The sequence below is a fragment of the Streptomyces sp. Je 1-79 genome (genome assembly GCF_025195125.1).
Classification (GTDB): Bacteria; Actinomycetota; Actinomycetes; order Streptomycetales; family Streptomycetaceae; genus Streptomyces.
Window position 1 is genome coordinate 225,759 of record NZ_JAMGSL010000004.1, and the last position, 24,002, is coordinate 249,760.

The window sequence follows — 24,002 nt, forward strand, 5'->3', positions numbered from 1 at the left end:
CATACGATTCGTCTCCTGATGACTGCCACTCTCGTCGCCAAGGACCTCGCCGCCGGCCACGGCGAACGCTCCCTCTTCGCCGGCCTCGACCTCGTCGTCGCCCCCGGCGACGTCATCGGCCTCGTCGGTGTCAACGGCGCCGGCAAGTCGACCCTGCTGCGGCTGCTCGCCGGACTCGACACCCCCGAGGACGGCGAGCTCAAGCTCTCGCCGCCCACGGCCTCCGTCGGCCACCTCCCGCAGGAGCCGGAGCGCCGCGAGGGCGAGACGGTCCGGGAGTTCCTGGCCCGCCGTACGGGCGTCGCGGCGGCCCAGACCGCCATGGACGAGGCCACCCAGGGCCTCGTCGACGGGACACCCGGCGCCGACGACGCGTACGCCGTGAGCCTGGAGCGGTGGCTCGGCCTCGGCGGCGCCGACCTGGACGAGCGGGCCGAGGAGGTCGCCGCCTCCCTCGGGCTCACCGTCGGCCTCGACCAGCCGATGACCTCGCTCTCCGGCGGCCAGGCGGCCCGCGCCGGCCTCGCCTCCCTCCTCCTCTCCCGCTACGACGTCTTCCTGCTCGACGAGCCCACCAACGACCTGGACCTCGACGGTCTGGAGCGGCTCGAAGGCTTCGTCCAGGGGCTGCGCGCGGGCACGGTCGTCATCAGCCACGACCGTGAGTTCCTCACCCGCACCGTCACCAAGGTCCTCGAACTGGACCTCGCCCAGCAGCAGATCACGCTCTACGGCGGCGGCTACGAGGCGTACCTGGAGGAGCGGGACACCGCCCGTCGGCACGCTCGCGAGGACTACGAGGAGTACGCCGACAAGAAGGCCGCCCTCGAAGGCCGCGCCCTGATGCAGCACAACTGGATGGACAAGGGCGTGCGCAACGCACGCCGTAAAGCCACCGACAACGACAAGATCGGCCGCAAGCTCCGGGGCGAGGCGAGCGAGAAGCAGGCCGCGAAGGCCCGGCAGACGCAGCGGATGATCGAGCGGCTCGACACCGTCGACGAGCCCCGCAAGGAGTGGGAGCTGCGGATGGAGATCGCCGCCGCGCCGCGCTCCGGCTCGGTCGTGGCGACCCTGCGCGAGGCCGAGGTCCTGCGCGGCGACTTCCGATTCGGGCCGGCCACCCTCCAGATCGACTGGGCCGACCGCGTCGCGATCACCGGCGCGAACGGCGCCGGCAAGTCGACCCTCCTCGCCGCGCTCCTCGGCCGGCTCCCGCTCGACGCGGGGGACGCGGTGCTCGGCTCGGGCGTCGTGGTCGGCGAGGTCGACCAGGCCCGCAAGCTCTTCCACGGTTCGGAGTCGCTGCTCGACGCGTTCTGCGCGGCCGTCCCCGAGACGGAGCCCGCGGAGGTACGGACGCTGCTGGCCAAGTTCGGTCTCAAGGCCGAACACGTCCTGCGCCCCGCCACCACGCTCTCCCCGGGCGAGCGGACCCGCGCGGCGCTCGCCCTCCTCCAGGGCCGGGGCGTCAACCTCCTCGTCCTCGACGAGCCGACGAACCACCTGGACCTGCCGGCCATCGAGCAGCTGGAATCCGCGCTCGACTCCTACACCGGCACGCTCCTCCTGGTCACGCACGACCGGCGCATGCTGGACGCGGTCCGCACGACCCGCCGCGTCGAGGTCGCGGCCGGCAAGGTGACCGAACTCTGATGGGTGTCACCTTCGGCTGGGGGCCCACGGAGGCCGCCGTCCTCGCCCGCGACGCCGCGTGCCTCGTGGTCGTCGACGTCCTCTCCTTCACGACGTCGGTCGGCGTCGCGGTGGAGTCCGGCACCGCCGTCTTCCCGTACCGCTGGAGGGACGAGACGGCGGCGCCGTACGCGGCCGGGCTGGACGCCGCGCTGGCCGTCGGCCGCGGCGAGGCGTCGCCGCGGACGCCGTGGACCCTCTCCCCGGCCGCCCTGCGGGCCGCCCCGCCGACTCCGCGCCTGGTCCTGCCCTCCCCGAACGGCTCCACGATCTCCGCGGCGGCCGCGGACGCCACCGTGGTCGCCGCCTCGCTCCGCAACCGCACGGCCGTCGCCCGCTGGCTGGCCCGGCACGGGTACGGCTCCGAGTCCCGCCCCCTGACCGTCATCGCCTCGGGCGAACGGTGGCCGGACGGCTCCCTGCGCCCCGCCCTGGAGGACCTCCTCGGCGCCGGCGCGGTGCTGTCGGCCCTGTGCGCGCTGGGGCCGTACGCCCTGACGCCCGAGGCGAGGGCGGCGGCCACGCTGTGGGAGGCGACGGACGACCCCGTGGCGGAGCTGCACCGCTGCGATTCGGGGCGTGAACTGTACGAGTACGGCTATCCGCAGGACGTCGCGGTGGCCGCCGAGGCCGACACCTCGGAGACGGTCCCCGTCCTGAGGGACGGCGCATTCCAGGAGACACCATGACCGACCTGCTGACCCGGCTCACCGAGATGCTGGACGACCTCGACGCCGACGTCGACGAGACCATCGACCTCGCGGACGAGATCGCCGCCTCGGGCGACGCGGCGATGCTTCCGCGCCTCCAGGCCGAACTGGACCGCGCCCTCGTCGAGCGCAACGCCTACGCCCGCGAGCTCCTCGGCGGCGTCCTCGCCGCGATCGGGGGCCCGGACGCACTCCCGGCTCTCCTGCGGGCCTCCTCCGTCGACCTCGGCGACGACCAGGACTCCCTGGCGGCCGAGATCGTCGACCTGGTCCAGGCCGACCCGGAGCGCTCCCGCGCCCTGCTTCAGCCCCTGACGGACGACGACGACCTGACGGTCGCCCACCGCGCGGAATGGGCGCTGCGCTTCCTGCCGAACGCGTAGGGGGGCCGGGACGGCCCGGAGACGGGACGACGGGCCCGGCCTTCCGGCCGGGCCCGTCGCCGCGTGCGTCAGCGGCCGCGCCGCTTGCCGCCGCCGCCCTCGTTCAGCAGACCCGCCTTGCGCAGGGCGTCCGCCATCGCGCTGTTCGACGGGGCCGGGGCCTGGGAACGCCCCCGGTCGCCACCGCCACCGCCACCGCCACCGCCGCCGCCCGCGCCGCGGCGCTGCTGCGGCGGGCGGCCACCGCGCTCGCCGCGCTCCCGCTTCGGGGCGCCCCCGCCGGCCGCGTCCGTCGCCGCCTCGTCGTCGAGCCGCAGCGTCAGCGAGATCCGCTTGCGCGGGATGTCGACGTCCAGCACCTTCACCCGGACCACGTCACCCGGCTTCACGACGTCCCGCGGGTCCTTGACGAAGGTCTTCGACATCGCGGACACGTGCACGAGCCCGTCCTGGTGCACACCGACGTCCACGAACGCCCCGAACGCCGCCACGTTCGTGACCACGCCCTCCAGGACCATCCCCGACACCAGGTCGCCGATCTTCTCGACGCCCTCCTTGAAGGTCGCCGTCCTGAACGCCGGCCGCGGGTCCCGGCCCGGCTTCTCCAGCTCGCGCAGGATGTCGGAGACCGTCGGCAGACCGAAGGTCTCGTCGACGAAGTCGTCCGCCCGCAGCGACCGCAGCACCCCGGTGTTGCCGATCAGCGACGCGACCTCGCCGCCCGTCGTCTTCACCATCCGCCGCACCACCGGGTACGCCTCCGGGTGCACCGAGGACGCGTCCAGCGGGTCCTCCCCGCCCCGGATCCGCAGGAAGCCCGCACACTGCTCGTACGCCTTCGGACCGAGCCGCGCCACGTCCTTGAGCGCCCTCCGCGACCGGAAGGGACCGTTCGCGTCGCGGTGCGCCACGATGTTCTCGGCGAGGCCCGCGCCGATGCCCGACACCCGCGAAAGCAGCGGCGCGGAAGCGGTGTTGACATCGACGCCGACGCCGTTCACACAGTCCTCGACCACCGCGTCCAGCGAGCGCGAGAGCTTCACCTCGGACAGGTCGTGCTGGTACTGCCCGACGCCGATCGACTTCGGGTCGATCTTCACCAGCTCGGCCAGCGGGTCCTGGAGCCGGCGCGCGATGGAGACCGCGCCGCGCAACGAGACGTCCAGCTCGGGGAGTTCCTGCGAGGCGAAGGCCGAGGCGGAGTACACCGAGGCGCCGGCCTCCGAGACCATCACCTTGGTGAGCTTCAACTCGGGGTGCTTGGCGATCAGTTCACCCGCCAGCTTGTCCGTCTCGCGGGAGGCCGTGCCGTTGCCGATGGCGACCAGCTCGACCCCGTGCTCCTTCGCGATCCGCGCCAGCTTCGCCAGGGACTCGTCCCACTTGTTCGCCGGGACGTGCGGGTAGATCGTGTCGGTGGCGACGACCTTGCCCGTCGCGTCGACGACGGCCACCTTGACGCCCGTACGGAAGCCGGGGTCCAGGCCGAGGGTGGCCCGCGTCCCGGCCGGGGCGGCGAGCAGCAGGTCGCGCAGGTTGGCCGCGAAGACCCGTACCGCCTCGTCCTCCGCCGCCGTCCGCAGCCGCAGCCGCAGGTCGATCCCGAGGTGGACCAGGATCCGGGTGCGCCAGGCCCAGCGGACCGTGTCGAGCAGCCACTTGTCGCCCGGACGGCCGCGCTCGGCGACACCGAAGCGCGAGGCGACCATGGACTCGTACGAGGACGGGCCGGGCGCCGCGGCGTCCTCGCGGTCCTCCGGCTCCAGCTCCAGGGAGAGGACGTCCTCCTTCTCGCCGCGCAGCATCGCGAGGATCCGGTGCGAGGGGAGCGCGGTGAAGGGCTCGGCGAAGTCGAAGTAGTCGGCGAACTTGGCGCCCGCCTCCTCCTTGCCCTCCCGGACCTTGGCGGCCAGCCGGCCCCGGCCCCACATCCGCTCGCGGAGCTCGCCGATCAGGTCGGCGTCCTCGGAGAACTTCTCCGTGAGGACGGCGCGGGCGCCGTCCAGGGCGGCGGCGGGGTCGGCGACGCCCTTGTCGGCGTCCACGAACGCCGCCGCCGCGGCCACCGGGTCCACCGACGGGTCCGCGAGGAGCCCCTCCGCCAGCGGTTCCAGACCGGCCTCGCGGGCGATCTGCGCCTTGGTGCGGCGCTTGGGCTTGAAGGGCAGGTAGATGTCCTCCAGCCGGGCCTTGGTGTCGGCGGCCCGCAGCTGGGCCTCCACCTCGGCCGTCAGCTTTCCCTGCTCCCGCACGGAGTCGAGGATGGCGGTCCGCCGGTCCTCCAGCTCCCGCAGATAGCGCAGCCGCTCCTCGAGCGTGCGCAGCTGCGCGTCGTCGAGCATCTCGGTCGCTTCCTTGCGGTAGCGCGCGATGAACGGCACGGTCGAGCCGCCGTCGAGCAGCTCGACGGCCGCCCTCACCTGTCGCTCACGTACGCCGAGTTCCTCGGCGATCCTGCCTTCGATGGACGTCGTCACGGTGTCCAGACTCGCCTTCTCGTGCCTCAAGCTTGCGAGTGCATTCTGCCGCTTCCCTTCCCGGAACCCCGCACGCGCCCCGGCCCGGCCGCGTCAGCCCTTGTCGCTGAGGTCCGCCGGGAAGGCCCCGGCCAGGAACGCCGCGTTGCGGAAGCCCTTGCCCAGCTCCGTCAGGCGCTCGACGCCCGCCGCGCCCAGGTGCTCGTACGGGGCGGCGTCCAGGCGGTCCGTCTGCTCCTCCACGGCGTCGCGCTGGGCCACACCCTCCAGGGTGAGCTCGCCGTCCGCGGCCAGCAGCCCGCGCTCCTTCAGGCGGGCCGCCGCGGCGTCCCAGTCGGCGCGCCGCCAGCCGCGGCTGCCCAGGGCCCAGCGCGGGTTCATGCCCATGCCGGTGGCGGTGTGGCTGACCATCGCCTCCAGCGGGTCGAGCCCCGCGCTCAGGAGGGCCACGAGGTGGCCGTCGCCCCGGTGCTCGCGCAGGAGCGTCGCGGCGTACCAGTACCGCAGGTGTGCCTCCTCCGGGACCGGAAGGTCGGCGTGGGCCGAGTAGAGCGGCCGGGCGTGCCGGGTGCAGGCCTCGGTGGCGCGCAGGGCGAGCTCGGCGGCCTCCGCCATCTCGGCCGAGGCGACCGCGTCCTCGCCGAGGAGGCGGCGCATCGTGGTGTCGACGGCCCGCAGCCGCGCGGCCACCACGTCCGCCGGGGAGGCGATGTCCCACACGGCCGGCAGGTGCCGGGCCAGCAGCTCGACGTTGTAGTTGTAGAAGGCCGCGGCGACGGTTCCGGCGCCGACGGCGCCCATGGCCGCGCTGCGCGAGGCGAGACGCATGGCCGACGGGTCCTCGAAGCCGAGGGCCCGGAACTCGGTGTCGAGGTCCGGTGAGAAGTACACCGTGGAGTGCATCGGGTTGAGCATGTGGTGGCAGCGGCGGCCCGCGCGGGGCGGCAGAGAGGTCATGGGACGCAACGTTACCGACTGGTCGGTACGACCGGAAGGCGGGGCCGCCACGCGGCTCCGACGGCAGGAAGGGCGATGGCAGGAAAGGTGGGGTCTTCGTCATTGCGGCCGTCACGGGCCGCGCCAAGGATGGAGTCCATGACGAAGCGACCCGTGCTCGTCGTCCTCTTCGACGACGTGCAGAGCCTGGATGTCACCGGACCGGTGGAGGTGTTCGCGGGCGCCGGGCGTGTCGCGGGCAGCGGCGGCACCTACCCGATCGCGACCGCCTCGCTCGACGGCGGTCTGGTCCGCACCCACAGCGGCCTGCGGATGCTGCCGGACACGACGCTCGCCGAGGCGGACCGCCCGCACACCCTGCTCGTCCCGGGAGGCGAGGGCACCCGGCGCCCGGACCCCCGGCTGATCGACTGGCTGCGCGAGAACGCGCCGCGCGCCGACCGTCTGGTCTCCGTCTGCACCGGTGCCCTGCTGCTCGCCGAGGCGGGGCTCCTCGACGGCCACCGGGCCACCACCCACTGGGCCGCCTGCGACCACCTCGCCCGCTGCTATCCCGAGGTCGACGTGGAGCCGGAGCCCATCTTCGTCCGCGACGGCTCCCTCTCCACCTCGGCGGGCGTGACCGCGGGCATCGACCTCGCACTCGCGCTGGTCGAGGAGGACCTGGGCCGCGACGCCGCGCTGACCGTCGCACGGCACCTGGTCGTCTTTCTGCGCCGCCCGGGCAACCAGGCACAGTTCAGCGCCCAGCTCGCCGCCCAGACCGCCCGGCGGCAGCCCCTGCGGGACCTCCAGCAGTGGATCACCGAGCATCCCTCGGACGACCTCTCCGTCGAGGCCCTCGCGGCCCGCGCCCGGCTCTCGCCGCGTCACTTCGCCCGCGCCTTCCAGGCGGAGACCGGCACGACACCGGGCCGGTACGTCGACCGGGTCCGGATGGAACACGCGCGCAGGCTCCTGGAGCAGACGGCCGACGGCGTCCAGGAGGTCTCCCGGGCCGCCGGCTACGGCACCCCCGAGGCCATGCGCAGGGCCTTCGTCAAAGCCATGGGCACCGCCCCGGCGGACTACCGCCGCCGATTCCACGCACCCGTACCGAGCGCTCCCCGGACAGCCCGCTGAAACAGACCGCCCGTCGAACAGGCCGCCGCTGAACAGACCGCCCGCGGAACCGACCGCCCGCTGAACAGACCACTCGCTGAAACAGACCACCGCTGAAGGGAACACCATGCAGATCGCCGTGCTGCTCTACGACCGCTTCACGACCCTCGACGCCGTCGGCCCCTACGAACTCCTCGCCCGCATCCCCGGAGCCGAGACCGTCTTCGTCGCAAAGGAGGCCGGACCGGTCCGCAACGACCAGGGCAGCCTCGCCCTCGTCGCGGACAAGACCCTCGCGGACGTCCCCACCCCGGACATCGTCCTGGTCCCCGGAGGCCCCGACTCCCGTCAGGCCATGAACGACCCGGAGATCCTCGACTGGCTCCGTACCGCCGACGCCACCAGCACCTGGACCACCTCGGTCTGCACCGGCTCCCTGATCCTGGGCGCCGCGGGTCTGCTGGCCGGCCGCCGGGCCACCACGCACTGGCTCGCCTTCGAGGAGCTGCGGGCGGTCGGCGTCGAGCCCACCGGCGAGCGGGTCGTCTTCGACGGCAAGTACGTCACCGCCGCCGGAGTCTCCTCCGGCATCGACATGGCGCTGCACCTCATCGGCCGGATCGCGGGCGACGCGACGGCGCAGACCATCCAGCTGCTGACCGAGTACGACCCGCAGCCGCCGTACGACGCGGGCTCCCCGGAGAAGGCCCCGGCCGAGATCGTCGCCCGCTGGTGCGGCACGGCCACGGAGGCCCTTCCCTCGTAACGGACCACACGCTCGCGTACGGAGCCGACGTCTCGCGGAGGGGATCGCGAGGCCTCAGATCCCGTACGTGAAGCGCGGCGCGCGGCGCTCCAGGAAGGCGGCGACCCCCTCCGCGGTGTCGCCGCTGCCGTGTGCCTGCTCCGCCCAGTGGGCGTCCCGGTCGGTGCGTCCGTCCGCGAACTCCTTCGCCGCCGCCTGGGTCAGCAGGGAGCGCGAGACCAGCACCCGGGTGAACTCGGCCACCCGCTTCTCCAGTTGGCCGGCCGGGAGCACCTCGTCGACGAGGCCGGTGCGCAGCGCCCGCTCCGCGTCGATCAGCTCGCCGGAGAAGAGCAGGTACTTGGCGGCCGAGGGTCCCACCAGCGCTGCCAGCCGCCGGGTCGAGGAGGACGGGTAGACGATCCCGAGCTTCGACGGGGTGACCCCGAACCGCGCGCCCTCCTCGGCGAACCGCAGGTCGCATGCCGCGGCGAGCTGGCTGCCGCCGCCGACGCAGAAGCCGCGGACGGCGGCGAGCGTCGGCTTGGGGAACGCGGCGAGCGCCTCCTCCGCCCGCACCGCGAGCGACTGCTGCTCGTCGCCCGGCTCCCGCAGCGTCGAGATGTCCGCGCCGGCGCAGAAGGTCTCGCCGTCACCCGTCAGTACCAGCGCGCGGACCGCCGGGTCGGTGGCGAGCGGCGCGAGCAGACCGGGCAGGGCCCGCCACATCGCGGCCGTCATGGCGTTGCGCTTGGCCGGGTTGGAGATGACGAGGGTGGCGACCTCGTCGACGACGACGACCCTCAGACGCGGTTCGGTGGGCTCCATGCGCCGGATGCTATCCGGGCACCCCGATCGTACGATCAGTAAGGGGTCCGACGAGGAGGAGCCCATGGCCCGGGATGCCCACGACGACACCTACGACGCGGCGCGCGAGGGCAGGAAGCTCAGCCGCAGTCTCGGCTGGCTCACCTTCCTCGGTGTCCTGCTGGTCCTGGCCGGGGTCGTCGGTCTGTTCTACACCGGTCTCGCCACCCTCACCTCGATGCTGCTCTTCGGCTGGCTGCTGCTCATCGGCGGTGTCGTCGGTCTGCTGCACGCCATCGAGTCGCGCGGTACCAGCTACTTCTGGCTCGCCGTGGTGGTGGCCGCGCTGAACATCGCGGCCGGGGTCGTCGTGATCCGCCACCCGGAGGGGTCGGCCGAGGCGCTGACCATGTTCGCCGCCCTGCTCTTCCTCACCGGCGGGGTCTTCCGTCTGGTGGGAAGCGTGGTGGTGCGCGGACCGCAGTTCGGCTGGACGCTCCTCCAGGGAGCCTTCGGACTCCTCCTGGGGCTGCTTGTCCTCTTCGACTGGCCGGAGAGCAGCCGGTACGTCCTCGGGGTCTTCTTCTCGCTGGCCCTGCTCTTCGACGGTCTCGGACTGATCGCCATCGGTGTCGGAGGCCGACGTATCGTCAGCATGGTCACGCCTCCGGACACCCCGGCGGGCACGTCACAGGACGCCTCGCAGGACGCCTCACCGGGCACGTCACCGGGCACGTCGTCCGACACCGCGCAGACCGGCCCTCCGAAGATGTCAGAAGGAGATCAGGAGCAGTCGAACAACTGACGTTGGCATACCCACCCGATCGAAATGCGGTCGATAAGTGTCGACTTCTGGTCAGTAGCCCGGTCCGGACCTGCGGATTACCAAGACTTGACTCGTGGCGACAATCGAGCACGAGGGTGGGAGCCGGACTATGGAGAGCCGCGGGAGCGTCCCCGCCCGGCCACCGTCCTACGAAGGGGTCTGGCGCTTCACCGCTCCCGCGGTCGACGTCTCCGTTCCGCAGGCCCGGCACGCCGTACGCGACCTGCTGATCCGTCAGGGTGTACCGGCCCACGAGGACACGGTCCAGGGCCTGCTCCTGATCGTCTCCGAGCTGGTCACCAACGCCGTCAAGCACGCGGCGCTGCTCTCCCCGGAAGTGGCCGTGGAGGTGGCGATCGGCGCGGAGTGGATCCGGGTGTCCGTCGAGGACAACCATCCGTACCGCCCCAAGGCGCTGGAGGCGGACGACGGTCAGACCGGCGGCCGCGGGCTGCTTCTGGTGCGGGAGACCGCCCTGGAGGCCGGCGGGGCCTGCGACGTGGAGCACACCGCGAGCGGCGGGAAGATCATCTGGGCCGCCCTGCCCCTGATCCCGCGGCTTCCGGTGCCGGGCACGGCACCGGAAGCGCTGCCCGTGGCCGCGCCCGGGATCACCAGCCCCCGGTCGGACCCGTCAGCTCCTTGATCGCCGGACGGGCCGCGTCCAGGACGGTCATGAACCAGGCCGAGAACGGCGCGGTCGCGTGGCGCTGCGCCAGCTCCTCCGCCGTCACGAAGGCGGTCTCCTCGATCTCCTCGGCGTCCGGCCGCAGGTCGGCCTGGACCATGCCGACGAAGAGGTGGTTGTACTCCTGCTCCACCAGGCCCGACGCCGGGTCCGGGTGGTTGTAGCGGACGGTGCCCGCCTCGGCGAGCAGCGAGGGCGAGATCCCCAGCTCCTCGTACGTGCGCCGGGCCGCGGCGGCGAACGGCGCCTCGCCCGGGTACGGGTGGCCGCAGCAGGTGTTCGACCAGACACCGGGCGAGTGGTACTTGCCGAGCGCGCGCCGCTGGAGCAGCAGCCGGCCGGACTCGTCGAAGAGGAAGACGGAGAACGCCCGGTGCAGCTGTCCCGGCGCCTGGTGGGCGGCGAGCTTCTCCGCCGTACCGATGGTGATGCCGTTCTCGTCGACCAGTTCGAGCATGATCGACGCCTGGGCTTCGCTCGGCTGGACGCCGTTCGACGAGCTGGGAGCCACGCTGGCTGATGTGGTCGGCATAACCGTCCTTCGCTTCGGTCTCGGCCCGGTGGGGCTCCCTCAGTCTGCCGTACAAGAGCCACTTGTCCGTACTTCGGGCGGCCGGACATGGCCCGCTCCCACCACACCGGAGTACATCCGGTGCGGCGGGAGCGGGCGGTGCGTCAGACGCCGAAGGCCGCCGGATAGTGGATCGTGCCCCCGGGAGCTGCGCCGGAGCCGTCCAGGACGAGGGCCATCATGGCCTCGTCCGGAACCTCGAAGGACGGCTTGATTCCATACTCGGACGCCCGTACGAACCCGAACCGGGGGTAGTACTCCGGATGACCGAGCACGAGCACGAGCCGCTCGCCGCGCAGCAGCGCCGCGTCGAGGACGGCCCGCACGACGGCCTCCCCGGCGCCCCGCCGCTGGTACGCCGGTTCGACGGCGACCGGGGCGAGCGCCGCCGCCGGAACACCGTCGACATGGCACCGGGTGATCAGCGCGTGCGCGGCGACCGAGCCGTCCGGGGCCTCGGCCACGTACGACAGACCGGGCAGCCAGGCCCCGGTGTCCGCGCGGAGGGCGTCGACCAGTTCGGCCTCCGCCCTCGTCTCGAAGGCCGCCGCCTCGACGTCCCGTACGACGGGGATGTCGGCCGCGGTCTCCGGCCGCGTCCGCCACCGGGTGTCGGCCGGCCGCAGGGCGTAGCCGGTGTAGCCGTACTCGCCGCCGTGGTCACGGCGCATGGCGAGCTCCGCCCGGGTGGAGGCGAGCGTCTCGGCCATCCCCGGAGCGTCCGGGTCCGCGGCGTCGGCCCGCGCGGAGAGCGGGCCGTAGTACTCGCCCCAGTCGCTCTCCGGCTGCGGGACGACCCCGAGGACGTGATAGCCGCACTCGACCGCCGCGGCGGTGTTCCCGCCCGTGGTGCGGAGCGGGTAGTGCACCTCCCAGAAGGCGCGGGCCTCCTGGGACGGCTCGTGCACCGTCCACTCGCACTCGGTGAGCACCAGGGTGCCGCCGGGAGCGAGCAGTCGGCGCCAGGAGCGCAGGGCGGTGTCGAAGCCGATGGAGTAGGCCGAACTCTCCGCCCAGAGCAGATCGAACGATCCGTCGGGGAACGGGAGCTCGCCCATGTCGGCGTTGAGCGTGTGCACGCGGTCGCCGAGCCCACGGGCCGCGGCGGCCTGCCGCAGCTCGTCGAGGAACGGCTGGTGCAGGTCGACGGCCGTGACCTCGGCCCCGGCCTCGGCGGCCAGGAGCAGAGCGGACCGGCCGGGACCGCAGCCCAGGTCGAGCACGCGCGGCCGCTCGGGGAGCGGACCCGCGAGCGCGAGCAGACGGCGGGTGGTGGTGTCGGAGCCCGGGCCCTGCCGCGGAAGACCGTGGTGCAGGGCGAAGAAGGCGTGGTACAGCGCGTTGTTGTCGGACAACGTGGGGAACCCTTGTGTGAGAGGGCCCCGGCCGACGGGTGATCGGGTCGGAAGAACCGAGATCAGGTCAGCCGGAAACCCGGGAGCTGAAGCTGGACCGGGCGCTGCCGCACTGGGCAGCCTCCATCGCGACGGTCATCAACCTCAGCTCCTCTCGTACCCTCACGCGTCTCGCGGGTACGCGTCTCGATCGGACGCGTACAGATCAACCGTAACAGGGGGTCAGAGGCAGAGCTTCGCCTCGTGCGCGGCGTGACCGGCCGGTTCCAGCTGGAAGGTGCAGTGCTCCACGTCGAAGTGGTCGCCCAGGCAGCCCTGGAGCTCGTGCAGCATCTTCTCGTGGCCGACGGTGTCGAGCGCCGCCTGGGTCACGACCACGTGGGCGGAGAGCACCGGCATGCCGGACGTGATCGTCCAGGCGTGCAGGTCGTGGACGTCCTCGACGCCAGGCAGCGCCAGTATGTGGGCCCTGACCTCCGCCATGTCGACGCCCTTGGGCGCCGACTCCAGGAGCACGTCGAGGGTCTCGCGCAGCAGCTTGACCGTGCGCGGCACGATCATCAGGCCGATCAGGATCGAGGCGATCGGGTCGGCGTACTGCCACCCCGTGGCCAGGATGATGCCCGCCGAGACCAGGACCGTCACCGAGCCGAGCGCGTCCGCGAGCACCTCCAGATAGGCGCCGCGCACGTTGAGGCTCTCCTGCTGGCCGCGGACCAGGAGCGAGAGCGAGACCATGTTGGCGACCAGACCGATCAGCGCGATCGCGATGGTCAGTCCGCCCTTGGTCTCGGCCGGCTCGATGAACCGCTGGACCGCCTCGTACAGCACGTAGGTGCCGACGCCGAGCAGCAGCAGACAGTTGGCCAGCGCCGCGAGGATCTCGGCGCGGGCGAAGCCGTAGGTACGGGTCTGCGTGGGCGGGCGGTTCGCGAAGTGGATGGCGAGCAGCGCCATCGCCAGTCCGACCGCGTCGGTCGCCATGTGGGCCGCGTCGGCGATCAGCGCGAGCGAGTCCGCCATGACGCCGCCGACGATCTCGACGGCCGTCACGGACAGTGTGATCGCGAGCGCGATCCGCAGCCGTCCGCGGTAGGCCGCGGCGGCCGTGCCCGTGGGCGGCGGCCCTCCGTGACTGTGCCCGTGGTCGTGTCCAGCCCCCATGACATGGCCTCCCCGTCGTGTCGTGTCCGGTGCCCGACTCGCAAGTCAACTACGGGTGGGGGGTATGTGCAACACGGTACTGAAGACCGTTGTCATATCATCTGACCTGCGGTGATGCGGGCCTGGCGGGAGGGCGTGCGAGGGTGGGTCCAGGCCGCCCGGGATCACGGTTTGTGGGGCGGCCGGTCGATCACCCATGATGATCTCCGCGGGTGCGGCCCACTCGGGCGGATTCGAGTGAGCCCGGGGGAGTCCGCACCGCAAAGCCTCGGTGAACTCCCGCCCTCGTTCATCCGATAGCCTCAGCCGACGTGCCGCCGCCCGATGCCGGGCAGAGCCGCTGTGCCCGGGGCCGTGCCATGGGCCCCGAGGGCCCGCCCCGTCAGCTCCAAGGAGTGAGTTCGTCTGTCGACCGCCATCCTCACCGGTCCGCCGGTACCCGGATCGTCGCTCGACGGCGATCTGCGGTCTCTGGGCTTCGACGTACGGGTCGCCTCCGGCCCGCAGGACGCGGGTGCGCTGCTCGCCGCCGTACCGGCCGGTGAGCGGGTCGCCGTCGTCGACCCCCGCTTCGTCGGCCACCTGCACGCGCTGCGGCTGGCCCTCACCGACCCCCGCTTCCCCGCCGCCGCGGCGCCCGGCGCGCTCACCGCGCAGCCCGAGGCCCGCCCGGCCCTGGCCCGCGCGCTGACCGACGCCCACGCCCCGGCGCCCGGCGCCCCCGTCGCACCCGCGCCGGCCGTCGCCGACGAGAACCTTCCCGACGTCCTCGCCGACGCCCTCGACGCCGACGGCGTCGCCGTGCACCGGCCTCAGCTCGGCACGCTCGTCGCCGCCGTCCCGACCGACGCCGAGGCTCGCCACGAGGCCCGCGCCGCCGTCACCGCCGTCGACGACGAGGCCGTACGCCTGCGCTCCGCCGTGAAGGCCCACGACGGCTTCTTCACCACCTTCTGCGTCAGCCCCTACTCGCGGTACATCGCCCGCTGGTGCGCCCGGCGCGGCCTCACCCCCAACCAGGTGACCACCGCCTCGCTGCTCACCGCGCTGATCGCGGCCGGCTGCGCCGCCACCGGCGAGCGCGGCGGATACGTCGCCGCCGGTGTGCTGCTCCTCGTCTCCTTCGTCCTGGACTGCACCGACGGGCAGCTCGCCCGCTACTCCCTGCAGTACTCGACGATGGGTGCCTGGCTCGACGCCACCTTCGACCGCGCGAAGGAGTACGCCTTCTACGCGGGCCTCGCCCTCGGCGCCGCGCGGAACGGGGACGACGTCTGGGCGCTCGCGCTCGGCGCGATGGTCCTGATGACCTGCCGCCATGTCGTGGACTTCTCGTTCAACGAGGCCAACCACGACGCCACGGCGAACACGAGCCCCACCGCGGCCCTCTCCAACCGGCTCGACAGCGTCGGCTGGACCGTCTGGGTCCGCCGCATGATCATCCTGCCGATCGGCGAGCGCTGGGCCATGATCGCGGTCCTCACCGCCGTCACCACCCCTCGGATCGTCTTCTGGGCCCTGATCATCGGCTGCGCCTTCGGAGCCTGCTACACCACGGCCGGCCGTGTGCTCCGCTCCCTGACCCGCAAGGCGAAGAGGACCGACCGGGCCGCCCAGGCGCTCGCCGACCTGGCGGACTCCGGGCCGCTCGCCCAGCTCGTCGCCCACGCGACGAAGCGACAGCCGTTCCGGCTGGCCTTCGCCGTGATCGGCGTCGGGTTCCTCCTCGCCACGGCGCTGATCGAACCCTTCGGCAGCAAGATCACCGTCTTCGCCGCCGTGCTGTACGTCGTCATCAGCGGCAGCGTGGTCGCGGAGCCGCTGAAGGGGGCGCTCGACTGGCTGCTCCCGCCGCTCTTCCGGGCCGCCGAGTACGGCACGGTCCTGATCCTCGCCGCCCGCTCCGACGTGAACGGCGCCCTGCCCGCGGCTTACGGGCTGGTGGCCGCCGTCGCCTACCATCACTACGACACGGTGTACCGCATCCGCGGCGGCACCGGCGCCCCGCCCGCGTGGCTCGTGCGCACCGTCGGCGGTCACGAGGGCCGCACCTTGCTGGTGGTCCTACTCGCCGCCCTGCTGGCGGACCGCGGCGACGACTTCACCCTGGCGCTCACCGCGATGGCGGTCGTCGTCGCGCTCGTGGTGCTCGTGGAGTCCATCCGCTTCTGGGTGTCCTCGGGAGCACCCGCCGTACATGACGAAGGAGAAACCGCATGATCGGCCTCGTACTGGCAGCCGGTGCCGGACGGCGTCTGCGCCCCTACACCGACACCCTTCCGAAGGCCCTCGTGCCTGTCGACGGTGACACCACCGTCCTCGACCTCACGCTGAAGAACTTCGCGGAGGTCGGCCTCACCGAGGTCGCCGTCGTCGTCGGCTACCGCAAGGAGGCCGTGTACGCGCGCAAGGAGGCCCTGGAGGCCCGGTACGGCGTCACGCTCACCCTGATCGACAACGACAAGGCCGAGGAGTGGAACAACGCCTACTCCCTGTGGTGCGCCCGTGAGGTCCTCAAGCGCGGTGTGATCCTCGCCAACGGCGACACCGTCCACCCCGTCTCCGTCGAGAAGACCCTGCTGGCCGCGCGCGGCGACGGCAAGAAGATCATCCTCGCCCTCGACACGGTGAAGAACCTCGCCGACGAGGAGATGAAGGTCATCATCGCCGAGGGCAAGGGCGTCCAGAAGATCACCAAGCTGATGGACCCGGCCTCCGCCACCGGCGAGTACATCGGCGTCACCCTCATCGAGCCCGAGGCCGCCGAGTCCCTCGCCGACGCCCTGAAGGCCACCTTCGAGCGCGACCCCGACCTCTACTACGAGGACGGCTACCAGAAGCTCGTCGACGACGGCTTCACGATCGACGTGGAGCCCATCGGCGACGTCAAGTGGGTCGAGATCGACAACCACGACGACCTCGCGAAGGGCCGTGAGATCGCGTGCCAGTACTGACCCGGCTGATCCCCTCGCCGGTCGTCGTCGACATCCGCCGGGGAGCGCTGGAGGACCTCTCCACGCTCCTCGCGGACCAGCGGATCTCCAGCAACGGCCGGATCGCCGTCGCCATCAGCGGCGGCTCGGGCCTGAAGCTGCGGGAGCGCTTCGCCTCCGAGCTGCCCGGCGCCGACTGGTACCCCGTCGACGGCGGCACCATCGACGCGGCCGTGAAGCTCGCCGACGCCATACGGGGCAAGCGGTACGACGCGGTGGTCGCGCTGGGCGGCGGCAAGATCATCGACGTGACCAAGTACGCGGCGGCCCGGGTGGGCCTGCCGCTGGTCGCCATCGCCACCAACCTGTCGCACGACGGCATCTGCTCGCCGGTCTCCACCCTGGACAACGACAACGGGCGCGGTTCGTACGGTGTGCCCACCCCGATCGCCCTGGTCATCGACCTCGACGTGATCCGGGACGCCCCGGTGCGCTACGTCCGCTCCGGCATCGGCGACGCGATCTCCAACCTCTCCGCCATCGCGGACTGGGAGCTCTCCCACCGCGAGACCGGTGAGCCGGTCGACGGCCTCGCCGCGGCGATGGCCCGCAGCGCCGGCGAGGCGGTCCTCCGCCACCCCGGCGGCGTCGGCGACGACGACTTCCTCGTCACCCTCTCCGAGGGCCTGGTGATGTCCGGCATCGCCATGTCGATCAGCGGCGACACCCGGCCCTCCTCGGGCGCCTGCCACGAGATCAGCCACGCCTTCGACCTGCTCTACCCCCAGCGCGCCGCCAGCCACGGCGAGCAGTGCGGCCTCGGCGCGGCCTTCGCGATGCACCTGCGCGGTGCCGCCGAGGGCTCGCTCCGGATCGTCGAGACGCTGCGCCGCCACGGCCTGCCCGTGACGGCCGAGGAGATGGGCTTCGACGTGGACGAGTTCGTCCGGGCCGTGTCCTTCGCCCCGCAGACCCGTCCCGGCCGCTTCACCATCCTCGAACACCTCGACCTCTCCGACGACCAGATCAGGGACGCGTACGCCGACTATGCCAAGACCATCCGTAGCTGAACTCCGCCCGGTCGTGCACCCGGCGGGTGTGAAGGACCGGCGCAGCGGAGAGCACTGGGGCGGCCGCCTGTACATGCGCGAGATCTCGCTGCGCATCACCCGCCGCCTGGTCACCACCAAGGTCACGCCGAACCAGCTGACCTACGTGATGACGCTCTGCGGCGTGCTCGCCGCCCCCGCCCTGCTCGTCCCGGGCGTGTGGGGTGCCGTCCTCGGGGTCGTCGCGGTCCAGCTCTACCTGCTGCTCGACTGCGTCGACGGCGAGGTCGCCCGCTGGAAGAAGCAGTTCTCGCTGAACGGCGTCTACCTGGACCGGGTCGGCGCGTACCTCTGCGACGCGGCGGTGCTGGTCGGCTTCGGCCTGCGCGCAGCCGACATCTGGGGCACCGGCCGTATCGACTGGCTGTGGGCCTTCCTCGGCACCCTCGCGGCGCTCGGCGCCGTCCTGATCAAGGCGGAGACCGACCTCGTCGGCGTCGCGCGCCACCAGGGCGGGCTGCCGCCCGTCAAGGAGGCGGCGAGCGAGCCCCGCTCCTCCGGCATGGCCCTCGCCCGCAGGGCGGCCTCGGCGCTGCAGTTCCACCGCCTGGTCCTCGGGATCGAGGCGTCCCTGCTGATCCTGGTCCTGGCGCTCCTCGACGCGGTCCAGGGCGGGCTGTTCTTCACCCGGCTCGGGGTCGCGGTGCTCGCGGGCATCGCGCTGCTCCAGACGGTCCTGCACCTGGTGTCGATCCTGGCGTCGAGCCGGCTGAAGTGAGGCCGGGGGACATGACGACGGCGCGGACGACAGACACGACGACGAACAGCGCGGGGAGGCCGAACGTGAGCACGGCGATGAAGCTCGGTGCCGTCATCATCACCATGGGCAACCGGCCCGACGACCTGCGCGCGCTGCTGGACTCGGTGGCCAGGCAGGAGGGCGACCCGGTCGAGGTCGTCGTCGTCGGCAACGGCGCCCCCGTCACGGGGGTGCCCGAGGGCGTCCACACCATCGACCTCCCGGAGAACCTGGGCATCCCCGGCGGCCGCAACGTCGGCATCGACGCCTTCGGCCCCGACGGCCCCTGCGGCCCCGTCGACGCCCTGCTCTTCCTGGACGACGACGGTCTGCTCGACCGGACGGACACCGCCGAGCTGGTCCGCCAGGCGTTCGCCGCCGATCCGAGGCTGGGCATCATCAGCTTCCGGATCGCGGACCCCGAGACCGGTCTCACCCAGCGCCGGCACGTCCCACGGCTGCGCGCGTCCGACCCGATGCGGTCCTCGCGCGTGACCACCTTCCTCGGCGGCGCCAACGCCGTCCGTAGCCAGGTGCTCACCGAAGTCGGCGGCCTGCCGGACGAGTTCTTCTACGCGCACGAGGAGACGGATCTGGCCTGGCGTGCCCTCGACGCCAACTGGATGATCGACTACCGTTCCGACATGGTGCTGCTCCACCCCACCACGCCACCGTCCCGGCACGCGACGTACCACTACAACGTGGCCCGCAACCGGGTATGGCTGGCCCGGCGCAACCTCCCCGCTCTGCTCGTCCCGGTCTACCTCGGTGTCTGGCTGCTGCTGACTCTCGCGCGGCGCCCCTCCGTCCCCGCCCTCAAGGCGTGGTTCGGCGGTTTCCGGGAAGGCTGGGCGACCCCCTGCGGACCGCGCCGGCCCATGAAATGGCGTACGGTGTGGCGGCTGACCCGACTGGGACGCCCGCCCGTCGTCTGACACGTGGTGCCCGAACCGCCACGCATCTGAATACGAAAGTTCCGATCTGTGAGTGACACAACCCACGACGGTGCGGTCGCGACGAGCGCCCCGCCATCCGCCGACGACGGCCTGCCCCCGGCCCAGCTGGCCGCGAAGTACGGTCTGTCGGTCAGCGGCGCCCGGCCCGGGTTCTTCGAGTACATCCGTCAGCTCTGGGGGCGGCGCCACTTCATCCTCGCCTTCTCCTCGGCGAAGCTGACGGCGCAGTACAGCCAGGCGAAGCTCGGCCAGGTCTGGCAGGTGGCGACCCCCCTGCTGAACGCGCTGGTCTACTTCCTGATCTTCGGCCTGATCCTGAACGCCGGCCGGGGCATGGAGACCAAGGTCTACATCCCCTTCCTGGTGACCGGAATCTTCGTCTTCACCTTCACCCAGAGCTCGGTCATGGCGGGCGTCCGGGCGATCGCGGGCAACCTGGGGCTCGTCCGGGCCCTGCACTTCCCGCGCGCCTCGCTGCCGATCTCGTTCGCGCTCCAGCAGCTCCAGCAGCTGCTCTTCTCCATGATCGTGCTGGCGGCCGTCGCGATCGCCTTCGGCAGCTACCCCTCGCCGAGCTGGCTGCTGGTGGTCCCCGCGCTGTTCCTGCAGTTCGTGTTCAACGTCGGACTGGCCATGGTCATGGCGCGGATGGGCTCCAAGACGCCCGACCTCGCCCAGCTCATGCCGTTCGTCATGCGCACCTGGCTCTACGCGTCCGGCGTGATGTTCTCGATCCCGGTGATGCTCGCGGACAAGCCGGCCTGGATCGCCGACGTCCTCATGTACAACCCCGCCGCCGTCTACATGGACCTGGTCCGTTTCGCGCTGATCGACGGTTACGGCTCCGAGAACCTGCCCGCGCACGTCTGGTTGACGGCGCTCGGCTGGGCCCTCGCGGTCGGCATCGGCGGCTTCGTCTACTTCTGGAAGGCCGAGGAGAGGTACGGCCGTGGCTGACTCCACTCTGGGACGTGTTCCCACCGTCATCGCCGACGACGTCCACATCGTCTACCGGGTCAACACCGGTGGCGGCGGCAAGGGCAGCGCCACCGCGGCGCTCAGCCGGATGCTCGGCCGCGGCAAGGCCGAGGTCACCCGCGGTGTCCGCAAGGTGCACGCGGTGCGCGGGGTCACCTTCACCGCCTACCGCGGTGAGGCCATCGGCCTCATCGGCAGCAACGGCTCCGGCAAGTCGACCCTGCTGCGCGCCATCGCCGGCCTGCTCCCCACGGAGAGCGGCAAGGTCTACACCGACGGTCAGCCCTCGCTCCTCGGCGTCAACGCGGCGCTGATGAACGACCTGACCGGCGAGCGCAACGTGATCCTCGGCGGCCTCGCCATGGGGATGAGCAAGGAAGAGATCCGCGAGCGCTACCAGAGCATCGTCGACTTCTCGGGCATCAACGAGAAGGGCGACTTCATCAGCCTGCCCATGCGGACGTACTCCTCCGGTATGGGCGCCCGGCTCCGCTTCGCCATCGCGGCCGCCAAGAACCACGACGTCCTCATGATCGACGAGGCGCTCGCGACCGGTGACCGCAGGTTCCAGATCCGCTCCGAGCAGCGCATCCGCGAGCTCCGCAAGGAGGCCGGCACGGTCTTCCTGGTCAGCCACAGCAACAAGTCGATCAGGGACACCTGCGACCGGGTCCTGTGGCTGGAGAAGGGTGAGCTCCTGATGGACGGGCCCACCGAGGAAGTCCTGCGGGCGTACGAGCGCGAGACCGCGAGGTAACCCGGACCGCGACGAAGGCCCCCGCCGAGCCCGGCGGGGGCCTTCGCGTTCCACGCGCCCGGCCCCGGCCCCACCTGGAATGTTCATGCGGTCAACATCGGGCAGGATGAGCCCATGGCAGCGATCTCGGGGGGAAAGTCCTACCACCACGGCGACCTGCGCAACGCGCTGATCTGCGCCGCCGTCGACCTCGCCACCGAGGGCGGTCCCGAGCGCGTCGTGCTGCGCGAGGCCGCCCGCCGGGTCGGCGTCTCGGCCACCGCCGCCTACCGGCACTTCGACGGCCGGGGCGAGCTGCTCGGAGCCGTCAAGGTCCACGCCCAGCGGGCGCTCGCCGAGTCCATGGAGCGCGCCGCCGCGCGTGTCCCGGGCGCCGACGACCCCGCCGTCGCCGCCGAGCTGCGTCTCGCCGCCCTCGGCCGGGGCTACGTCGGCTTCGCCGTCGATCAGCCCGGTCTCTACCGGGCGGCCTTCTGCACCCCGCGCCGGGCCTGGGCACCGCCCGGCCTCCCGGCCGAACCCGAACCCGAGATCCGCGCGTTCGCCCTGCTCAAGGACGCCCTGCACGCCCTGAGCGGAGCCGGCCGCATCCCACGGCGCGCCCGTCCGGCCGCCGAGGCCGCAACGTGGTCGGCCGTGCACGGACTGTCACTTCTCCTGCTCGACGGCCCCCTGGGGCGTCTCCCCGAGCAGGGTCGTGCGGACGTCGTCGAGTCGACGCTCGCCCTGGTCGTCTCCGGTGCCCGCGCCGAACGGCGGTCTCCCGGAAGGTGAACTGCCGCCCCTTGTAGGAAAGTTGGCGGCTCCGCGACGTTTCGGCCCGGGGTCCGGCACCCCGACGAGGCACTCGGCGTTGTACAACGTAAGCTGTAGCGGTGCTGATTCGTGGCAAGTGGGGCGATAACCCCTAGGCATCCCCGGCCGTCAGGCGGCGAGCCCTCCGGGCAGGACCGGTGGCGTGTCCGAAATAGGATGGATTGGATCGGCAGTGTAGAACAGGAGATATGACGGCCATGACGCGAAATCTCCAGCTCCACGAGGGTGTCGCCGTCCCCGCGTCGGGCAGCGGCCAGTGACGCGAACCCGACAGGCGCGCCCCGACGCCGCCACGCGCACCACGCTCGACAAGGCCGCGGACGAGAACTTCCCCGTGGCCCCCTTCTTCCTGCCACGCGCCTGGCGTGACGACCTCATGGCCGTCTACGGCTACGCCCGCCTCGTCGACGACATCGGCGACGGCGACCTCGCGCCCGGCGGAGCCGACGCCCGCCACCTCGGCGTCCCCCCCGAACGGGCCGAGGACCGCATCGCCCTCCTCGACGCCCTGGAGGCCGACCTCCTGCGGGTCTTCGACGGCACCCCGCACCACCCGCTCCTGCGCGCCCTCCAGCCGACCGTACGGCGCCGCGGGCTGACCCCCGAGCCCTTCGTCGGCCTGGTCGAGGCCAACCGCCAGGACCAGCTGGTACGCCGCTACGAGAGCTACGACGACCTCCTCGCGTACTGCGAACTCTCCGCGAACCCCGTCGGCCGGCTCGTCCTCGGGATCACCGGCACCGCCACCCCAGAACGCGTCCGCCGCTCCGACGCCGTCTGCACCGCCCTGCAGATCGTCGAACACCTCCAGGACGTCGCCGAGGACCTCGGCCGGGACCGGATCTACCTCCCCGCAGAGGACATGAAGCGCTTCCACGTCACCGAGGACGACCTCGCCCGGCCGACCGCGAACGCGTCGGTGCGCGCCCTGATCGCCTTCGAGGCCGAGCGCGCCCGCGCACTGCTGGACGAGGGCGTCCCGCTGGTGGGCAGCGTGCGCGGCAGGCTGCGGCTGCTGCTCGCCGGCTTCACCGCCGGCGGGCTCGCGGCGCTCGACGCGATCGCCGCCGCCGGAGGCGGGTTCGACGTACTGCCCCAGCCGCCCAAGCCCACCAAGCAGAGCCTGATGCGCGAAGCCGGAGCAGTCCTGCTCAGAGCGCGGAGAGAGGGGTGAGCCGGACCGTGGAGGCACAGACGGAGACGTCCGCGCCGGTACAGGCCGCGTACAGCTACTGCGAGGCCGTCACCGGACAGCAGGCCCGCAACTTCGCCTACGGGATCCGGCTCCTGCCGACCGAGAAGCGACAGGCCATGTCCGCGCTGTACGCGTTCTCGCGACGCGTCGACGACATCGGCGACGGCACCCTCGCACCCGAGGCCAAGCGGGACCGCCTCGAAGCCACCCGCTCGCTCCTGGAGCGGATCCGCCGGGACGACGTCGACGAGGACGACACGGACCCCGTCGCCGTGGCCCTCGCCGACGCCTCCCGGCGCTTCCCGATCCCGCTCGTCGGGCTCGACGAGCTCATCGACGGCGTCCTGATGGACGTACGCGGCGAGACGTACGAGACCTGGGACGACCTCAAGGTCTACTGCCGCTGTGTCGCGGGCGCCATCGGGCGGCTCTCGCTCGGGGTCTTCGGCACCCAGCCGGGCGCGCAGGGCGTGGAACGCGCCCCCGAGTACGCCGACACCCTCGGACTGGCCCTCCAGCTCACCAACATCCTCCGGGACGTCCGCGAGGACGCCGGCAACGGACGCACCTACCTGCCCGCCGACGACCTGGCCAAGTTCGGCTGCGGCGAGGGCTTCGCGAGCCGGACGCCCCCCTCGGGCGCCGACTTCACCGGCCTCGTCCACTTCGAAGTCCGCCGCGCCCGCGCCCTGTTCGCCGAGGGCTACCGGCTCCTGCCCATGCTCGACCGGCGCAGCGGAGCCTGCGTCGCCGCGATGGCCGGGATCTACCGCCGCCTCCTCGACCGCATCGAACGCGACCCCGAGGCGGTGCTGCGCGGACGCGTCTCGCTGCCCGGCCGCGAGAAGGCGTACGTCGCCGTGCGCGGACTGTCCGGACTCGACACCCGCCACATCTCCCGACGCGCCGTCAGGAGGCGTGCCTGATGCACGCGTACGAGCCCGGACAGCGGGCAACCCCACTAGGGCGTGTTTCGAAGGTCCCGTCTGGCCGGGAACGCCCGGCACGCACTCCCCCGTGGCCCTTCGGGCACGGGAGGT

Annotated in this window: 23 protein-coding genes; 17 read left to right on the forward strand and 6 right to left on the reverse strand. The window is 72.3% G+C overall.

Features of this window, described 5'->3' with window-relative positions; all coding sequences use genetic code 11:
* Window positions 1-18 precede the first annotated feature (18 nt).
* From M5362_RS09000 to M5362_RS09010, 3 genes are read left to right on the forward strand one after another with little or no spacing between them, the layout of a single operon-like run.
* Complete coding sequence (locus M5362_RS09000) at window positions 19-1,656, forward strand: ABC-F family ATP-binding cassette domain-containing protein (RefSeq protein WP_260226848.1); 1,638 nt, start codon at window positions 19-21, stop codon at window positions 1,654-1,656.
* Entirely contained in the window at window positions 1,656-2,384 is a 729-nt protein-coding gene (locus tag M5362_RS09005; protein WP_260226849.1) for a 2-phosphosulfolactate phosphatase, read from the forward strand. The genes M5362_RS09000 and M5362_RS09005 overlap by 1 nt, the downstream gene beginning before the upstream one ends.
* A complete protein-coding gene (locus tag M5362_RS09010) occupies window positions 2,381-2,788 on the forward strand; it encodes a hypothetical protein (protein WP_260226850.1) in 408 nt (135 codons plus the stop codon). The genes M5362_RS09005 and M5362_RS09010 overlap by 4 nt, the downstream gene beginning before the upstream one ends.
* Before the next feature lie 68 nt (window positions 2,789-2,856).
* On the opposite strand, the gene M5362_RS09015 is transcribed toward M5362_RS09010, so the two are convergent.
* Both M5362_RS09015 and M5362_RS09020 read right to left on the reverse strand, forming a co-directional pair.
* The gene (locus M5362_RS09015) at window positions 2,857-5,265 is read right to left on the reverse strand and encodes a Tex family protein (protein ID WP_260226851.1); all 2,409 of its coding nucleotides are present in this window, start codon (window positions 5,263-5,265) and stop codon (window positions 2,857-2,859) included.
* A gap of 93 nt (window positions 5,266-5,358) precedes the next feature.
* Window positions 5,359-6,222: a hypothetical protein gene (locus M5362_RS09020; protein ID WP_260226852.1), complete on the reverse strand. Its 864-nt coding sequence runs from the start codon at window positions 6,220-6,222 to the stop codon at window positions 5,359-5,361.
* 138 nt (window positions 6,223-6,360) lie between these two features.
* On the opposite strand from M5362_RS09020, the gene M5362_RS09025 reads away from it, so the two are divergent.
* Window positions 6,361-7,344, forward strand: a complete 984-nt coding sequence (locus tag M5362_RS09025) for a GlxA family transcriptional regulator (RefSeq protein ID WP_260226853.1) — start codon at window positions 6,361-6,363, stop codon at window positions 7,342-7,344.
* Window positions 7,345-7,450: 106 nt separating this feature from the next.
* Window positions 7,451-8,089: a DJ-1/PfpI family protein gene (locus M5362_RS09030; protein WP_260226854.1), complete on the forward strand. Its 639-nt coding sequence runs from the start codon at window positions 7,451-7,453 to the stop codon at window positions 8,087-8,089.
* A gap of 54 nt (window positions 8,090-8,143) precedes the next feature.
* Here M5362_RS09030 and M5362_RS09035 read toward each other — a convergent pair whose 3' ends face one another.
* Window positions 8,144-8,896 (reverse strand): enoyl-CoA hydratase/isomerase family protein, encoded by a 753-nt coding sequence (locus M5362_RS09035; RefSeq protein WP_260226855.1) that lies wholly within the window; start codon window positions 8,894-8,896, stop codon window positions 8,144-8,146.
* 64 nt (window positions 8,897-8,960) lie between these two features.
* Here M5362_RS09035 and M5362_RS09040 point away from each other — a divergent pair, with 64 nt between their 5' ends.
* Together M5362_RS09040 and M5362_RS09045 are read left to right on the forward strand one after the other, a co-directional pair.
* Complete coding sequence (locus M5362_RS09040; RefSeq protein WP_260226856.1) at window positions 8,961-9,680, forward strand: HdeD family acid-resistance protein; 720 nt, start codon at window positions 8,961-8,963, stop codon at window positions 9,678-9,680.
* Between the two features lie 130 nt (window positions 9,681-9,810).
* Window positions 9,811-10,347 (forward strand): ATP-binding protein, encoded by a 537-nt coding sequence (locus M5362_RS09045; protein WP_260226857.1) that lies wholly within the window; start codon window positions 9,811-9,813, stop codon window positions 10,345-10,347.
* Here the strand turns inward: M5362_RS09045 and idi are convergent.
* The 3 genes from idi to M5362_RS09060 form a co-directional block, all read right to left on the reverse strand.
* Window positions 10,313-10,921 carry an isopentenyl-diphosphate Delta-isomerase gene (gene idi, locus M5362_RS09050; RefSeq protein ID WP_260226858.1) on the reverse strand — a complete coding sequence of 203 codons (609 nt, stop codon included), beginning with the start codon at window positions 10,919-10,921 and terminating at the stop codon, window positions 10,313-10,315. The genes M5362_RS09045 and idi overlap by 35 nt on opposite strands.
* Before the next feature lie 143 nt (window positions 10,922-11,064).
* The gene (locus M5362_RS09055; RefSeq protein WP_260226860.1) at window positions 11,065-12,315 is read right to left on the reverse strand and encodes a bifunctional class I SAM-dependent methyltransferase/N-acetyltransferase; all 1,251 of its coding nucleotides are present in this window, start codon (window positions 12,313-12,315) and stop codon (window positions 11,065-11,067) included.
* A gap of 222 nt (window positions 12,316-12,537) precedes the next feature.
* Window positions 12,538-13,479: a cation diffusion facilitator family transporter gene (locus M5362_RS09060; RefSeq protein WP_260226861.1), complete on the reverse strand. Its 942-nt coding sequence runs from the start codon at window positions 13,477-13,479 to the stop codon at window positions 12,538-12,540.
* A 405-nt stretch (window positions 13,480-13,884) separates the two neighbouring features.
* On the opposite strand from M5362_RS09060, the gene M5362_RS09065 reads away from it, so the two are divergent.
* The 10 genes from M5362_RS09065 (at window position 13,885) to hpnD (ending at window position 23,888) form a co-directional block, all read left to right on the forward strand.
* On the forward strand, window positions 13,885-15,699 hold the full coding sequence (locus tag M5362_RS09065) for a CDP-alcohol phosphatidyltransferase family protein (RefSeq protein ID WP_260227154.1): 1,815 nt from the start codon (window positions 13,885-13,887) through the stop codon (window positions 15,697-15,699).
* Complete coding sequence (locus M5362_RS09070) at window positions 15,696-16,433, forward strand: phosphocholine cytidylyltransferase family protein (protein WP_260226862.1); 738 nt, start codon at window positions 15,696-15,698, stop codon at window positions 16,431-16,433. Before M5362_RS09065 ends, M5362_RS09070 begins: the two co-directional genes overlap by 4 nt.
* Window positions 16,421-17,482, forward strand: coding sequence for an iron-containing alcohol dehydrogenase family protein (locus M5362_RS09075; RefSeq protein ID WP_260226863.1), 1,062 nt, complete (start codon window positions 16,421-16,423; stop codon window positions 17,480-17,482). The genes M5362_RS09070 and M5362_RS09075 overlap by 13 nt, the downstream gene beginning before the upstream one ends.
* Window positions 17,460-18,239, forward strand: a complete 780-nt coding sequence (locus tag M5362_RS09080) for a CDP-alcohol phosphatidyltransferase family protein (RefSeq protein WP_260226864.1) — start codon at window positions 17,460-17,462, stop codon at window positions 18,237-18,239. The genes M5362_RS09075 and M5362_RS09080 overlap by 23 nt, the downstream gene beginning before the upstream one ends.
* Window positions 18,240-18,316: 77 nt before the next feature.
* Window positions 18,317-19,195: a glycosyltransferase family 2 protein gene (locus M5362_RS09085; protein WP_260227155.1), complete on the forward strand. Its 879-nt coding sequence runs from the start codon at window positions 18,317-18,319 to the stop codon at window positions 19,193-19,195.
* Window positions 19,196-19,243: 48 nt separating this feature from the next.
* Window positions 19,244-20,173, forward strand: coding sequence for an ABC transporter permease (locus M5362_RS09090; protein ID WP_260226865.1), 930 nt, complete (start codon window positions 19,244-19,246; stop codon window positions 20,171-20,173).
* Window positions 20,166-20,951: an ABC transporter ATP-binding protein gene (locus M5362_RS09095; protein WP_260226866.1), complete on the forward strand. Its 786-nt coding sequence runs from the start codon at window positions 20,166-20,168 to the stop codon at window positions 20,949-20,951. Before M5362_RS09090 ends, M5362_RS09095 begins: the two co-directional genes overlap by 8 nt.
* Before the next feature lie 114 nt (window positions 20,952-21,065).
* Complete coding sequence (locus M5362_RS32975) at window positions 21,066-21,725, forward strand: TetR/AcrR family transcriptional regulator (RefSeq protein WP_261365748.1); 660 nt, start codon at window positions 21,066-21,068, stop codon at window positions 21,723-21,725.
* Between the two features lie 298 nt (window positions 21,726-22,023).
* Window positions 22,024-22,941, forward strand: a complete 918-nt coding sequence (gene hpnC, locus M5362_RS09110) for a squalene synthase HpnC (protein WP_260226867.1) — start codon at window positions 22,024-22,026, stop codon at window positions 22,939-22,941.
* The gene (gene hpnD, locus M5362_RS09115; protein ID WP_260226868.1) at window positions 22,938-23,888 is read left to right on the forward strand and encodes a presqualene diphosphate synthase HpnD; all 951 of its coding nucleotides are present in this window, start codon (window positions 22,938-22,940) and stop codon (window positions 23,886-23,888) included. The genes hpnC and hpnD overlap by 4 nt, the downstream gene beginning before the upstream one ends.
* Window positions 23,889-24,002: the final 114 nt, after the last annotated feature.

Coding starts and splice junctions, on each gene's coding strand:
- M5362_RS09000 (WP_260226848.1), top strand. CDS start 19: ATGACTGCCACTCTCGTCGCCAAGGACCTCGCCGCCGGCCACGGCGAA.
- M5362_RS09005 (WP_260226849.1), top strand. CDS start 1,656: ATGGGTGTCACCTTCGGCTGGGGGCCCACGGAGGCCGCCGTCCTCGCC.
- M5362_RS09010 (WP_260226850.1), top strand. CDS start 2,381: ATGACCGACCTGCTGACCCGGCTCACCGAGATGCTGGACGACCTCGAC.
- M5362_RS09020 (WP_260226852.1), bottom strand. CDS start 6,222: ATGACCTCTCTGCCGCCCCGCGCGGGCCGCCGCTGCCACCACATGCTC.
- M5362_RS09025 (WP_260226853.1), top strand. CDS start 6,361: ATGACGAAGCGACCCGTGCTCGTCGTCCTCTTCGACGACGTGCAGAGC.
- M5362_RS09030 (WP_260226854.1), top strand. CDS start 7,451: ATGCAGATCGCCGTGCTGCTCTACGACCGCTTCACGACCCTCGACGCC.
- M5362_RS09035 (WP_260226855.1), bottom strand. CDS start 8,896: ATGGAGCCCACCGAACCGCGTCTGAGGGTCGTCGTCGTCGACGAGGTC.
- M5362_RS09040 (WP_260226856.1), top strand. CDS start 8,961: ATGGCCCGGGATGCCCACGACGACACCTACGACGCGGCGCGCGAGGGC.
- M5362_RS09045 (WP_260226857.1), top strand. CDS start 9,811: ATGGAGAGCCGCGGGAGCGTCCCCGCCCGGCCACCGTCCTACGAAGGG.
- idi (WP_260226858.1), bottom strand. CDS start 10,921: ATGCCGACCACATCAGCCAGCGTGGCTCCCAGCTCGTCGAACGGCGTC.
- M5362_RS09060 (WP_260226861.1), bottom strand. CDS start 13,479: ATGGGGGCTGGACACGACCACGGGCACAGTCACGGAGGGCCGCCGCCC.
- M5362_RS09070 (WP_260226862.1), top strand. CDS start 15,696: ATGATCGGCCTCGTACTGGCAGCCGGTGCCGGACGGCGTCTGCGCCCC.
- M5362_RS09080 (WP_260226864.1), top strand. CDS start 17,460: ATGCCAAGACCATCCGTAGCTGAACTCCGCCCGGTCGTGCACCCGGCG.
- M5362_RS09085 (WP_260227155.1), top strand. CDS start 18,317: ATGAAGCTCGGTGCCGTCATCATCACCATGGGCAACCGGCCCGACGAC.
- M5362_RS32975 (WP_261365748.1), top strand. CDS start 21,066: ATGGCAGCGATCTCGGGGGGAAAGTCCTACCACCACGGCGACCTGCGC.